Here is a 16,526-nt window from a genome sequence, read left to right as displayed (position 1 = left end):
AAGCTATCCTGAAAGCTTGAATTTGCAAACTATATCACTATAGGAGAAGGTGCACTAGTTTTCATATTGGATAGACATCATTTTTTATAACTAAGCAACCATGGTTGCTTATAACTCAAGTATACATCGAGCTATTTAATTTATATTTAGCCTGGCTAAGCCACATAAAATTACTAAATATTTATATATTCTACTTAAAAACGCCGCAAACTATATTAAGTTAAAAATTAACAGCGGCATTAGAGTTACTAGACTCTACTTACTAAGCGACGCCTAGAAACCAAAATGGCTTAACATGTATATGTTAAGCCAGAAGCTAACTGAAATATCATACTGCGTTCGCAACTGTGCGTAGCTTAACTAGACTAAACATATTCTTCAGTCATTTGATGTAATATCATTTCTATCGGTACCCCAAAAAAAATAGTAAATTACTCTATTACTTTTAAGCTATACACATAGCCAGCTATTCTATAGTACCTATCTTATAGTCGGTGCCTAATTTAGTTCTATTAAACTGCTACTGCACTCCATGTTCCGCACAAGTCTTACCAAGATAGCTGTACATTAAACCTAAAATAGTTAACGGTAACTTACTCACTATCAATTCAATCGAAAATAGTATACTCGATACTAAAGTAGCTAATTTCTTTGCACTATAAACAGGAGCGCAAACAGTCACTAACGCATAGTGCTGCGACAATCACCAAAATATCGAACAATGACAAACTCTTCACACTGATTAGTATGCTTTACAGCGCACCAACATGCTATGTTGCGCACCAAAACCTAGTTGGCATGGAAGCAATCCGTATCACCTAACATAATAATGCATGCTTACTTATAACACAAACTGCATCATTGTTGATTTAGACAACCAGTAATAGCAATGAAGTTGTCAATAATCACCACGTTTTATGCTTGATCTAGAACAACAATATTTCTACCTGCGCTCTACAAACACAAGACTAATATACTCAATACTAAGAATCAAAATTATGTAGACGATTCTGCTATATGTAAGCTATTACTACTGATAACAACGCTAACCTTGACAGGCGAGTAACTTCAGGATGTATGCTGGCAATAGATAATCCTGGCAGTCATGCTATTTGAGCATGACATGAAGATTAAGAATGCTGCCCTCTTTAGGCGCTTAAACAGTAAGCTTTATACTTGAAAATATTGCTGATAATCGTAAGCATCATGTGCTGCTAGCTGGATAATGAGTCATCACTCTAAACCTTACGTAGACAACCAGTATCAAATATACCTGAATATATGGCGCAACACATCAACAACTACGCCTAGCAAGCCCGTTATAGCAGCTTCATGGCTAAAAAACTCATAGAGTTAAGCAACATAAATTAACACCTGCTACACAATCAACACATTCACTATTATAGATGTCAGAATTAATATAACCATATATAATATATGTATATAGTCAAAATACATGCGCAAAAGCTAGCACAAACATTAACTAGATAGTTAACATCAGATGTTATAAATTCAGAGTACTTAGTAAGTTTTACTAAGACTGCCTAAATAATGTGGAAAAGAATTGCGTAAAAATCCTGGTTTTCACGCAATATAGACGCCTCTTGGCTAGCTTGATGATACGTGCCACCCTCATAAATAGCGTCACACAATTGAATTACTTAAGCGCCTCACTAATTACACGCACTACATTTTCTGCTGATGTTGGATTACTATGCTGGTTATCGACCATCAATAACTCATGCGTTTTTGGCTCAGGCGAGAAATCAGATAAGAATGCCATTAACGCTTTCATCCAGCAACTAGCTACACTGCAGCAGTACAATGTTGTAGACAGGTAGTGCTTACGCTCTGTCCAATACGCTATAGCGCTTAAATCATAGCACACCTAATGGTACTTCATTAGTATTTTTCGCTGTAAGTAATAACGCAGAGTTATCAAACACGTAGTCATTAAACCAGTTGCAGCAAAATACTGTTATAGTGCTGTCGTAATTCGGCCAAGCGTCTCATAACTAACCACTTGGACAACTAAGCTAATTTTGTTGACGGCGTTAATTTGAAAACAATAGAAATAAGAATAGTCATCAAGATTGATCAACGCATCAGAACAAGTATCGTTAAATACCTAAGTAAGATGTAGCCACCTCTAGAATGCTTTTGGGTAGTTTTGATATGAGAAAACTAATGTCTTTCTCTGCACTAAGACGAATCAGTACCTGCCAGAGGATATTTTCGACGCTTCATAACATAAAATACATTCGCATAAATTGAGCAGATCCAATCTATTTAAAACGATAGTTATTATCAACAAGTGCAGAAGCTTTACCGTAAAGTTGTTGCTATAATTATAGTATTTTGCTAGTATATAATATAACAATCACATGTAAAACACATGTTTATAATTTAGACTAATCAGTTATATCTAAGATATAAAAACTTTTCCTGAGCAACCGATATGCCATTGGATAATTTTCCACCACCACACTGTCAGCTGACTAAAGTAGTCATACTTTTTCTTAGTAACCTGCGTTTAGGATTGACTAACTGATTAGCTTACTCCGTTAAGTATTCATCTCTGAATCTACTAACTTTTAATAAATTTTAGCCGCATTCTTGATGATGCCACAGTAGCCGCTACGGCAGCTACTTATGGGTATAATGAAAGAATTATAACAGTGCTGCAAAGTAATAATATAATATTGAATTGAATTGAGCTTATCCTTATCAATAATTTTGTAGAAGCTGAACTAGTTTATAATATAAGTTGTGCCACATAGTTTGCACATCCTTATATGCAAGATAAATACTATATGTCGATCCATGATGTGTTCTGCACAAGCAAAACTAAGACACTGTGTTCATGATTGAAATACATAGAAGTTGAGCTGTGCCTATTGCCTTAGTAAGCTGATATTTAGCGCTTTTTCCATCATGACGACCGAGTTCTTCACGATAACCTATAACTACTACCGTATAGATACAGACCTAGGTATCGACCTGCTGCTTATTGGCTAGAGAATTACTATCTACACCTTGAGCGCTGTGATTAATATCGCTAGTATTTACTGCTTTGATCGGAACAAATGCTGTGTAAACTTTGCCTGACATAGTGTATGGTGCTGTTTACCATTGGTAATTTACTAGCTCAGCTAGGCACCAACTATAAACCATAAGTAATAAGTTTAGATCATAATTGGTTAGGCTATAGAGTATTGTCAACTAGGCTGATAGCCCCTAATAGCCTTGTATCCAAAGAAAAAGCTAGATGGGTAATCAAACCTTGCCAAGGTTAATAAATTAACCGTTGCGCTGGTCACCAGCATACCACTAGAAGCTTATATCACTAGCGCTTCAGCGAGTGTAAAAACTTTTATTACTGTTTTCACGTTGAGCATAGATCTAATTTATTAACACCCATAATCTATATGGGCTATACAACATTATATATAGCAAAACAGTATTGTTGCTACTGGAGCGGCAGGCCCTCACGCAGCCTTATTTACTGATGGCTTTGGGGTTCATGACAACGATCCCTCAGGATATTATTAGTTTTGATGTTAACACCATGAATTAAATATTTTTTCGTGTACGGAATATCTCAGTAATAATATAGGGGATATTTTTTAGTTCATTCACACTGCATTAAGTAGTTGATTAAATCAGTTGAGACAGATATATATATATCAAATATTAATTTACTCATACTATAAACAAAATTTTATAGTATGAGTTACTACAATATAGCAGCAGAATAATTGATACATAACATGTATGACATACTGTAACCATAAAAGCAAACCTCTACCGCATTACATTCAACCTATCACTACTCGAAGCTTTCTTTAACTCAATTGCCTGCATAGCTCAACAAATTTCGTCAGGCTAATGTGTAGCACAGATTATTAATATAAGTACTTCTGCAGTAAATCCACATTAATGCGATACAAAAAAATTTTAAATCATCCAATACGATGACTTTTAACATTTCGTAGAGCAACCACGAAAGCAGTATCACTGATACATTGCGTACCACATTTATCATCTACCAAGTTATATCGCCAGTAACAATTGCGCTTGCTAGAGTAACATACCGGGCTAGATTATGACTAACGCGGCGCTAATCATCGCTAGTGATTTAAAACATTTACACTAAAAAATGCTGCATTAAGCCAAGGCTAGCCTAAAAAAATATTTATCAAAGCCTATAGGAAATAGGCCATTACTACCGCTAAATCAAATTTACTCGTACAACTAAAAAATTAATCACTTAGTCTTTACGTCTTAAACCATAGCCATATTTATCAGACTACAAGTTTTTTATCGATACATAGTATAAACATAAATGCAGAGCAATATTATACCCAACTAGCCACTATATAACGCTATTGTCTGAGTTGCTAGATTTAGCTGGTAGCTAAGCAAACACATACAGCTACTTTAGTGCAAAAGTGTATTTTCTTAATTTTTTGGCGCGATGCGCAAAAGCATAGTGGGAGATTTTACTGGAAACTTTTTTATCTTTAAATACAGGGTCGACCATAAACTATAAACATTTTAATTAATGCAGACATGCTTAGTATACATATACTTATCAGTGTCAATTAATTTAGTTACAGCAAACTGAGCTTAGCCTTTAATAGACTAACTAAGGCTGTGATAATAGTGCAAAACATTTAACTTAGTATCGTAAATACTATAGTTAGTACCAACTGATTTTTCTCTACACTGCAAGATTATAATGAAGGAGTTACTACAGAATTTATTGACTAAATTAATTTTTATACCGACTTATTGGGTAGTTGGTACCCAGAAGCCAAGTAAGATTATACGATATCAAATAAGCAATTTAGTCATGGTAAGCTTGCGTTATTTCGCTTAGACTAAAAGTAGCTGCCTGATACGTATGCAGTGCAAACAGCAATGGTCGTCGCTTTAGTAAATAGCTTAAAAGCTAAACACATTTAATTTAACCTTATCAAGGTGATACACCGCAACAATATGAAGGATGCATACATCCACGTTTTTAGCAAAATATAAAAACGCATAGTAAACACTGATTTTAACTTTTTACCAGATTATCGCAACCTGAAGAGTAAGTAAGCAATACCGCATGGCATAATATCAATTAATAAGGCTAGTCTGAATTACGTGCTAACTAAACCTGAGCTATCTGACGGTGTATTAATTTTTTAAAAAACGTGTATAGGTACAATGATGGGCATTACGATAAACTTATTATCATTATGTGTAGATTGTTTATAATTAGCACCTAGAAGGTAGGATTTAGTTTTTGATAAAAATGTTGATCTTTCCATGGTAGCAGACTAAATCTGGCTAACCACTAATAGTGATACGCACTCGCATTACTAATAAGCGCAATTTGGCAGTATAATAAGTGATGTCCAGGTCAGACTATACATACTGGAAACTGTATTTATTACTATTATAAAGAATAAGGTATCAGGCGACAGCCTTTCCGTATGACTGATTTTCTACTGAGCAATCTACATTTTCTTTGTTGCTGATGAAAGTAGCTGTTACCTCACCACCGAGCTAACAGCCAGAACATTACAGTTTAATAAATACTAAGCTTACAGTATTTCTAATGTCTCATTATCATCGAAGTGATACACTATATTAAGATTAAAATGTCAAGGCTGTTAGAAAACTAAATTGCTCAAAAAGCAGTCAACATCATCGATATTGATGTACCTAAATAAATTGGTGTATTAGCACGGTACCAGGTACATCATAATAGTATTTAATACTACAAAGACTGCGGTGTGGATAGTGGTAACTGTTCAGGCTCTTGATAATATCGTAGTTATTCTGTCAAGCCTAGAAATTAGGATCAGCCTCATCATTAGTTCCGTTGAAACCATGGGGTTGTTCTATGGATTAATGCATGATTTGTATTATCGTGAGCTTAAAAATATTCATAACAATATAGCGCAACTAACAGTTTAAATTATCGCAGACCTTTAACATTATGCATCTCCAGTGATATATAACTCACTATAGTAGTTACATAAATAATCACTAATAAAACTCTAGCTAACATTATCGGCAAAATCAAGAGCTACAGGTATTGAGAGCTACTGGATAACTAAGTCAAGACTTAAGTAACCTAGAAATAAGATAGTTTTTATCTAGAGTTAAGCATAAATTTCCAATTTATGCAGTATCAGTATGCTAGCCTGCAACCAAAAAAATTTATCATTTTGATATAAAGCAAATGTCAAAAACATATAATAAGCAAAATATTAGCATTCGTGCGCCATATTGAACTCGGTTGGCTGCTTAACACATAATTGATATGGATTATGTTAATAGAGACTCTACTTAAATCTAAAGATAACTTAGTGGCGTAGCAACTTAACTTGTTTAACAACTTAATTAGCTTGAAGCAAAGTTAATTCTTTTAATAGTCAGTTATCACTCATTTTAGAGCTCTAATAATCGCATAGATCAAAGATTTGCTTAAAAACTTGCGCCTTAGCTAGCTATTATTAAAAAGTATGTAATACTAACGGCTACGACTGCTAAGTCATTAAATGTACAAATTTACAGAAAAATGTTGCACCTAAACACTTTAAATCTTCTAAAGCTATTCAAATAGCGCTCAATGAGGCTGGAGGGATAACCAGGATATTATTAATGGATATTTATTATATTGATAATATAGAATTCTTTAACTACTTCAACAGCAAGTAATGTCAGTGATGATCTAGCTAAGCGTAGTTAGACTAAAATATAATCAATAATTGTTTATAATAAATTATAACTTAACTACACTAGATATAATAGTGTATTAATTACCAAGCAACTTTATGCGCTACAATATAGAATTTACTGCAATTGCTTAAAATTTTAAGTATTAGAAATACTCTAGTTGCACCAGGTTAAGAAATTATAACATTTAAAAATTGACTAACTGAGTAGAGCTTTATTACTATCTACCTAAAATTAGAAAATAGTTGAAAAAACTTCAAGCATGCATAATGTGAAATATTGATTAAAAGTAATAAGTGCCACACGTTATAGGCAATTTAACTTATCGGGGATAAGTATTATAGTACTACTAGAATAGCTAAACCTTTGATCCAACATACAGAATATAGAATTCTATCTAGCTTATTAGGTAAACGCATCTAAACTGGAGTAGGTATGATTCATTAGACTACTGAATGATAAATCTCATCATACAACATTTTATATAAACTAATATACTTAAAAAATAACCAGGAACTATAATAATAAAAACTTAGTCTTGACAGATTTACTTAGATGGATCCGCCTTTTCTTCAAACAAACTTTGTATCTAAGAGGAACAGAGTATCAAGTAAGCATAATATACAAAGACGTTATTAGTGTTGGCTTTTATCTTTAGGTACAATTGATAGAAGCTATTGTGGATCTAGATGCTAGATTTGTCAAGCCTGTCACTAAAATGCGCTTAGCTATAAATAAGCATATATTTTAAGATTAATATTAATTAAAACTATACAAACGCTAGCATACAAAGCGTTCCTCCTTAGTTGTAAGGAGAATGCTATATTAGCTGGACTAGATTTATCAAAACTGAGCTTATTGTAAAGTGCTAAACGCCTTTCAGTTTGGTAACATCGACAGTTTAGAGAACAGATATCCTGATATACTTTGATCAAGAAATTAGTAATTTAACTATACAGCGCAGTATAACTTTATAGTCGAAAGACAGTTCTTTACTTACATGAAAACTTATATAATGATATTATCTTTAAAATAAATTGATCGTAGTACTTTACAGTGGTGTTACCTATTTAAATAATATGAACATAAATTAAAATTTATTGTTACTCTGAGCAAAACCTATAGCATATATAACAATATGATTCTATTATAAATCTACCTAAGCTGATATATTAGCCATATAATATATTTATTAGATATACTGATTATATAATCAAATATAATTTTATTATAGCATTTAATTAAACACTCATCTTTCTAGTATTGAAAATACCTTTATTGACAGCTATTAAAACTTTTGTTTAAATTACTTTAATACGTTAAATAAGGTATTTTATATTGAGCATATATTACAGAACACGATGTGGCTGATTCAAGTAATGCTATTTATTTTCTACAGTAATTTGTCTATATACAGCAAACATGATTAATAATCAATACATCTCTCTAGTTTAAAACAATATATATATTGTTTTAAACTAGAGAGATGTATTGATCTGTCTTTGAACAAAAAACAGGCAGTGAATAGTTAACAGGCAAATCTTATAACTAAATCAAAAATAAAGCTGTAAATATTTTTTATTCTAAGGTTTATGATTAGAGACTATATAAATAGTCATTTATATAGATAAGTAACTAAATAAAATTTATAGATATAACTCTTTTGAACATAAATTTAGTCATTGTAGTCATATATGTTATCTGTAATGATTTCTCATATTGACTCTTCTTTTACAAAAAAGACAGCATACTAAGAAAATAATTACAATAACTTTAATATAAACACTAAAAAGTAGCTTACAGCTGAGAGCTATGCTTATAAGCAGCATAAATACTGAGTTATTTAAAACAACTCAAAAATTAATAGCGCAGACAAAATTTATGCCATTTATTACACCTTAAACTACCTTAGTAAGCTTATCAATATTTAGTATTAACAAGTATGTATCTAGTTTTGGTAGCCAGAATCGTTGAAGTGATAAGCAATGAAATATCTATATTTCGTAAATATCTCTAACACAGTACTACATAAACACTAAACCTGATACATATTAAGCGCTGCTTAGCTTCAATACAAATCAGGACAAACTATCAAAACTTTTATATTAAACTAAATATTTTAATCTGCTAGGGATAGTTTGCTTTGTGGTCGCATATAGATCCTATTTGACATCCTATACAGTTTAATGTTCGTGGTACACTAATGCGGTATTTTCGATAAAAGACATAAAGCAATACTAATAAAATTACTATATCGTCTAATTTAATTATAGTCGATCGACTGACTTATTATTAATATATAACCACTATTTATAACTACACATATAGATTTAAATTAGAGTAACTGCTAATCATACTGCATTTTAAACAAAAACTTTTAATTAGGGTAGCTTGCTAGGCAAATCTCTTCTGCACATGCACCTTAATCTAAGCTTTGCTTTTTTCAGTTTAATTAATATATCTTTTACAAGTAAAAGCAACCTTAGTTATAACAGGCAATACTATAAATATATCGCTAGCCACCAAGTACCACATTAGGTTTCAGACACTTAAATAATACCCTAAAATTTAGTACGACTTGCTGTGACGGCAGACAGGCTTTACGCTGCCATTGTTCTAGGTAGGCTATAAACATAGTAATACAGAGGTAATACAATAGCTATAACTAAGAACAATACTCACAAAAAACTCTATTAATACCTTGAAAATTGACTCTACCTGAATGCTATGAGTCACTTTTTGACAATCCTAAAATTGTCAAGCTTATAGCCAGATATTCATCATCCATGATGAAGTCATCACCTGCCCGTAAAGTATAGCATTAATGATTCACTTGATATATACTTATGCTAACTAAACTCTCAAGCAATTTAGTTTACTAAATTCTGCTGCCTATAGGTTTTATTTTCGGTATGAAGCTATTAGATTATAGCAGCTTATTTTATTTTAAATTACTGCAGTTAATTATCCTAACAAAATAACTTTATTAAAAAATAAAAATCAAAATAGCTATGATTTCACAATAAATGTGTAGATGTTATCTAGACAAATAATTAATCTTGCATACTAATTTCTTCCATAACACTCTATTGCCGGCATAAATTATTTAAACCATATGGCGAAATTAGTGCACTGATAGAATAATTAGTAATTATATTAAAGACAAAAAATTAAATCTATCTGCGCTATAAAATTTAAAAGTAGTTTATTTAAACTAAACAGTTTAGATTTAAAACAGGTGACTATTATTCATTTGTTTTAAACGCCAATATGGCGACGCGCATCTAACTTATATCAGGTTTAAGCGCAATGAATGCTAATATCATTAACCTCTACTGGGCTTTATATACTTAATTAAGCTAAATAAGCGCTCAAGACATACAAGTATGTCTGGCCGCCTAAATGCTGTTAGGGTAAAATCAGACTAAGCTATAGTATAACTTTATTCAAGATATGGGATTTTAATATCCTAGATAAAATCTTTTGGATTACCTAACGCATCATAGATACCTTTTTCCCGTCAAATAATTACAGCTATTAAAATTCTATCCATATGCGTCAGTAAACTGCATTGCGAAGTGCTGCTGACAGCATATACATACTATGCGCCAGCATCGATATCAGAATATTATTCATCTAATGAATTATAAAGTGTGGATGCAAATAACTACTGCTTAGGATTAAGCGAATAGATAGGATCTATAGCATAGATAGAGATTTTAATACATCAAGCTTAAAAAGCATAGATATCACAAAAGTCTGGCTCTAGCTAATATTGAGCGCACTATAGATAACAGCACATAAAATGGTAAATATTTCGTAGCCAGCATCTGATTGTACGCCATAAACATGTATACATTACATACATTTAACTATAATAGAATAGAGCAGTTTTGTACTGATGCATACGACTGCTTTCTTAACAAGCATCACATTTCTTGAGTTGTAAATAAACAAAATTTACGTAACTAATTATATAAACCAATAAAGTTACCATACCAGAGTCAATTATATCTTAAACTATTAGCTATTGCAAAATTAACGATCTAAAAAATTAAAATTTACCATGCTTGCTCACGTATTACAGAGCAAAAAATTATTTTTTAAATTCTAAAAAATATCAAGAGCAACGAACTCTTCTGAAGTCTTTTACTAAGCTATTCCTTGAAGTTAGATATTATAATGAAAGGCTTCTACTAAAATGAACAGTATAAAATTCCATCTACTGGCAAACTGCATCTAAAACATGCTGTAGCTTCTTTTGTCCAAGCTTTGGTCAATGTAGATTGACTGAGACTTTAATAGTCTGCCATAAGCTATATTAGGTGCTTAACGACAAGTTACTTATTGTGGTAAGTACCCTATTTTAAACGTATTCACTTTCTTTGGATACCTCCAGAAACTAATAGACATTTATTAATTCTTTAGTAATTTTAATGCATCGTCATTAATTAAATTACAAATTACTTTACTGGAATTAGAATTAGCTATCCATGCATTTATACGCTACAGAAAATACTGTAGTATTATATTCAAAAGCCTATAATAGGCTGTTGAATTAACAGTAAGCTTTGCAACTTTATTAAGGTTAACAGTGGTGATTAGAGGAATCACTCATATGATTGCAGAATTGGACAGTTATAATTATTGAATTACATAACAAATAGACTGTCAACAAATAAAAAATAACTGACTCTACTCAAACAATGACGCTTTTATTTTTTATGTTTTAGTTCGGCACGTTTTCTTGTAATAAAACACTTACCTAGTTTACTGGTTTTTTGCTTTATACGTTAACAAAAGCCTATAAGTTTTTTGTAAAAAACTTATAGGCTTATAAGCTAAAAACGATGACTAAATCCAGTAATTTATATTAATGCTGTTTGCATGAATAACTTTTATCTAGGTTAAAATGGAATATCGTCATCAAAACTATCAAAACTAGTGGCCGTTTGTGACGTAACCGGCTGTAGCGTTGGTGTTGGCGTTAGACGCGACTCACGCTGTGCCTGCTGGTGACGCGGCACTGAGGCAGACACATTACTACCATGGCCATGCTGATCGCCTTGTGAGCGGCTACCTAGCAGTTGCATAGTACCTTGCATATCGACAACAATTTCAGTTGTGTAACGCTTAATGCCATCTTTTTCCCACTCACGAGTTTGTAGTTTGCCTTCAATATAGACCTGCGAACCTTTGCGCAAATACTCGCCTGCAATCTCTGCAACCTTGCCAAACATCGCAACACGGTGCCATTCAGTTTTTTCGATCTTTTGGCTAGTCTGTTTATCGATCCACTGTTCGTTAGTCGCTAGACTTAGATTTATTACAGCATTACCATTAGGTAAGTAGCGAACTTCTGGATCTTGACCGCAAGTACCAATTAATATAACTTTATTAACTCCACGGGCCATAACATCCTCCTAAGCTAGACGCACTACTGGCGATTGGTTCACCAGTTGCTCAAGCGTTGCACGATCTAATAATTCGGTATCCAATTTAATGTAAATGGCTGCTTCTTCAGCAACCACAAATGCATCAACTATCCCAGCTACAGTTTCCAGGCGCTCAACTAAGCCAGCTTCACAAATTGCTTCAGGCGACAACGGCAGGCGTATACTTATGACGTATGGTGGCTCATGCATGATAACAGCAAAGGCCAGCCAAAATGCAGCCAGACCAGCACTTCCAAGAAAGACAACAGACAAACCACCATGCTGGGATATCCAGCCACCCATAACACCGCCTAGCGCAGAACCAAGAAATTGACTAGTAGCATATACCCCTATAGCTGTACCTTTGCTACCAGCCGGTGAAACTTTACTGACCAACGAAGGCAATAGTGCCTCCAATAGATTGAATGCAGTAAAAAATACTATTGTACCGATTACTAGCGTCCATAGACTATCGCCGAATCGCCAGAAAAATAACTCAATTAACATCAAAGTTACTATAGCGCTAAGAAAAACTCGTTTAATTTTGCGTTTCTTCTCGCTATAGTTAATAAACGGAATCATAACAAATAGCGAAATCAATAAGGCAGTGAGATAAACCCACCAGTGTTGCTCTTTAGGCAGGCCAGCTTTTTCAATCAATGCTAAAGGCAAAGCAACGAAGCTGCACATCAGTATTGCATGCAACACGCAAATACCTAGATCCAGACATAGCAGGGCTGGATGCTTGAGTATCGGCAATAATGCTCGACGCACTAAACTTGACTCACGATGCGCTAACGTACTAGTGCTACGAGGCACTATAAAAGCTACGATCATAATACCTAGTAACGCCATGCCGCCGGCAGTTAGGAATAACCCACGCAAACCAGAGACACGTGTCAATAATGGGCCGATTACCATAGCTGCCGAAAAAGATAGCCCGATGGTAATACCAATTATGGCCATAGCTTTAGTACGGTGTTGTTCGCGAGTGAAATCCGACAGTAACGCTATGACAGCAGCAGAAATCGCACCAGCGCCCTGCAAGACTCGACCAGCTATGACACCCCAGATAGTATTAGACTGAGCTGCAAGCACACTGCCAAGAGCAAATAAAATCAGCCCGAGGTAAATTACCGGACGACGGCCAATACGGTCGGAAATGATCCCGAACGGAATCTGAAAAAACGCTTGTGTCAAGCCATAAGCACCAATGGCTAGACCAATCAGTGCAGGAGTTGCTCCTGCGAGATCCATTCCATATGTAGCCAGCACTGGTAATACCATAAACATGCCAAGCATACGAAAGGCAAACACTAAGGCTAGACCGCTTGCCGCTCTAGTCTCACTGCTACTCATACGTTCGCTGCAATGGTCATGCATGGAAAAAACCTCATGTAAACTGGCAATTATTTTATTGGTCTTACCTATTAAGTAAGGTGGCATATATGGTACTTTGATAGTGTATACCTATATAAGCTTGAACCGCATACCCCTACATTAAATTGATGCCTATATATGAGGCTATCTTGGATAAGATTTTTATTTGTGGGGCTAGAACTCACAACCTAAAGAATATTAACTTAACCCTGCCACGAGATAAACTGATCGTTATTACTGGATTATCAGGATCTGGCAAATCTTCCTTGGCTTTTGACACTATATACGCAGAAGGTCAGCGCCGTTATGTAGAATCTCAATCAGCATATGCCAGGCAGTTTTTCCCGCCAATGCAGAAACCGGATGTAGACACTATTGAAGGCTTATCACCGACTATTTATATAGAACAGAAGTCAACTTCTCATAATCCACGCTCTACCGTTGGCACCATCACTGAAATCTATGATTACCTTCGTCTACTGTACGCAAAAGTAGGTGTTCCGCATTGTCAAGATCACGACATCCCCCTGAAAACCCAAACAATCAGTCAGATGGTCGATATGGTATTAGCCCAGCAGGAAGGTATTCAGCTGATGCTGTTGGCGCCAGTAATCCGCGAGCGCAAGGGCGAGCACTTTGCAGTACTTAAAGAACTGTGTGCCCAGGGTTTTATACGTGCACGAATTAATGGTAAACTGTACGAACTAGATCAAGCACCAAAGCTCGACAAGCATAAAAAACATTCAATTGATGTCGTTGTAGACCGCTTCAAAGTGCGAGCCGACCTACAGCAGCGTTTAACTGAATCGTTCGAGATAGCGCTGAGGCTGGCGGATGGCATTGCCGTAATCACACCGATGAATGATCAATCGGAAGAAGAAATCATCTTTTCTGCACGTTTTGCTTGTCCAATCTGTGGTTACAAAATCCGTGAACTGACACCTAAAATATTTTCCTTCAACAGCCAGACTGGAGCCTGCCCGTCATGCGATGGTCTTGGGGTTAAACAGTTTTGCGACATCAAGCGTTTGATCAATAGCGACCTGACATTAGCAAATGGTGCAATACACGGATGGAACAGACAAAACTCCTACTGCTACCAGATGCTCAAATCCTTAGCATTACACTATAAATTTAGCCTAGCAGTACCGTTCAGCAAACTACTAGCTGAGCAGCAGCACATTATCCTATATGGCAGCGGCTCCCAGAACGTCAACTTTAAGTACCTAAACGACCGTGGCGAAATCGTTAAACACTTTCATCCATTCGAAGGCATCGTGCCAAATCTAGAGTGCCGCTACCGCGAGACCAAAGCAGCTAGTGTGCGTAAAGATCTAGTTAAGTTCTTCAGCATTCAGCCTTGTTTAGATTGCCTTGGTACTCGCCTACATCCTGAAGCACGGCATATATGGGTCGGCGAGAAGACTTTGCCAGCAGTAACTAACCTACCAATTATCGATGCCTGCAAATACTTCAATCTGCTAAACTTAACTGGTCATCGTGGAAAAATTGCTGAAAAAATTCTCAAAGAAATTCGCGAACGCCTGCAGTTCCTAGTCAACGTTGGCTTGGAATATCTATCTTTGGATCGCAGCGCCAACACTTTATCAGGTGGCGAAATACAGCGAATTCGACTAGCTAACCAGATTGGCTCAGGCCTTGTTGGCGTGTTATACATCTTAGACGAGCCTTCAATTGGCTTGCACAAGCGCGACAACATTTGCATGCTTAACGCTTTGAAACACCTGCAAGGCATAGGCAATACGGTAATCGTGGTTGAGCATGATGAGGATGCAATTCGCATAGCAGACTATGTGGTTGACATCGGACCTGGCGCTGGCGTAAACGGTGGGTATGTTGTTGCAGAAGGCACTCTTATAGAAGTAATGGCCCACCCTGACTCTTTAACTGGTAAGTACCTGTCTGGTCGTGTAAAAATCGAAGTACCAACAAAACGTAAACAGTACAACAAAAACATGGTGTTATACCTCAAAGGTGCACGCGGTCATAACCTGCGTAATGTAGACCTAGAAATTCCTGTAGGCTTGCTGACCTGCGTGACTGGCGTGTCTGGTTCCGGCAAATCAACTCTAATCAGCAACACTTTACTACCACTGAGTGCCACTATCCTAAACGGTGCAACCACCTTTAATGCTGCCGCATACGATAGCATTAAAGGTCTGGAGCATTTAGAGAATATGGTCAATATAAATCAAAGCCCAATTAGCCATACACTACACTCTAATCCGGCAACCTATACTGGGTTATATACAACTATACGCAAGTTATTTGCTGGCGTACTAAAGTCTCGCTCTCGCGGCTACGGACCTAGGCGGTTCTCATTTAACGTTAAAGGTGGTCGCTGCGAAGCGTGCCATGGCGATGGTCTTATCAAGGTAAAAATGCATTTTTTACCAGATACCTACGTGTTGTGCGATGTATGTCAGGGCAAGCGCTATAACCGCGAAACTCTAGAAATCAAATACAAGGGCAAGAACATTCACGAAACTATGGAAATGACTATCGAAGAAGCATTAGCATTTTTTAATACAATTCCAATATTGTCGCGTAAGCTACAGATATTGATAGATGTTGGCTTGTCATACATTAAACTAGGACAGTCGGTAACCACATTATCAGGTGGTGAGATACAGCGAGTGAAGCTATCACGCGAGTTATCTAAGCGTGATACTGGTAAGACCCTATATATTCTTGATGAACCGACGATGGGTCTACACTTTGCAGATATCCAGCAATTGCTGGATATACTTCATCGCTTACGTGATCACGGCAACACTGTGGTCGTGATAGAACATAACCTGGAAATAATTAAAACTGCTGACTGGCTGATAGACCTCGGCCCAGAGGGCGGTTCTAAAGGTGGCCAGATCATTGCGGTAGGCACTCCTGAGCAAATATCTGAGATGCCACAATCACACACTGGTTACTATTTAAAACCATTATTATCGCGTTGAT

4 protein-coding genes are annotated in these 16,526 nt (G+C 35.5%); 1 reads left to right on the top strand and 3 read right to left on the bottom strand.

All coding sequences use genetic code 11. The features are described from left to right. Positions 1–1,657 precede the first annotated feature (1,657 nt). The 3 genes from C3B55_RS04635 to C3B55_RS01380 form a co-directional block, all read right to left on the bottom strand. Positions 1,658–1,783, bottom strand: coding sequence for a hypothetical protein (locus tag C3B55_RS04635; RefSeq protein ID WP_457912684.1), 126 nt, complete (start codon positions 1,781–1,783; stop codon positions 1,658–1,660). A gap of 9,859 nt (positions 1,784–11,642) precedes the next feature. Then, positions 11,643–12,149 carry a single-stranded DNA-binding protein gene (locus C3B55_RS01385; RefSeq protein ID WP_129210810.1) on the bottom strand — a complete coding sequence of 169 codons (507 nt, stop codon included), beginning with the start codon at positions 12,147–12,149 and terminating at the stop codon, positions 11,643–11,645. A gap of 9 nt (positions 12,150–12,158) precedes the next feature. Further along, positions 12,159–13,553, bottom strand: a complete 1,395-nt coding sequence (locus C3B55_RS01380) for an MFS transporter (protein ID WP_129210808.1) — start codon at positions 13,551–13,553, stop codon at positions 12,159–12,161. A gap of 146 nt (positions 13,554–13,699) precedes the next feature. On the opposite strand from C3B55_RS01380, the gene uvrA reads away from it, so the two are divergent. Next, positions 13,700–16,525: an excinuclease ABC subunit UvrA gene (gene uvrA, locus C3B55_RS01375; RefSeq protein ID WP_129210806.1), complete on the top strand. Its 2,826-nt coding sequence runs from the start codon at positions 13,700–13,702 to the stop codon at positions 16,523–16,525. Position 16,526: the final 1 nt, after the last annotated feature.

It is taken from the genome of Candidatus Pseudomonas adelgestsugas (genome assembly GCF_004124255.1).
Taxonomy (GTDB): Bacteria; Pseudomonadota; Gammaproteobacteria; order Pseudomonadales; family Pseudomonadaceae; genus Aquipseudomonas; species Aquipseudomonas adelgestsugas.
The sequence above is the reverse complement of the archived record's forward strand: the minus strand, read 5'-3'. Positions and strand labels throughout refer to the sequence as shown.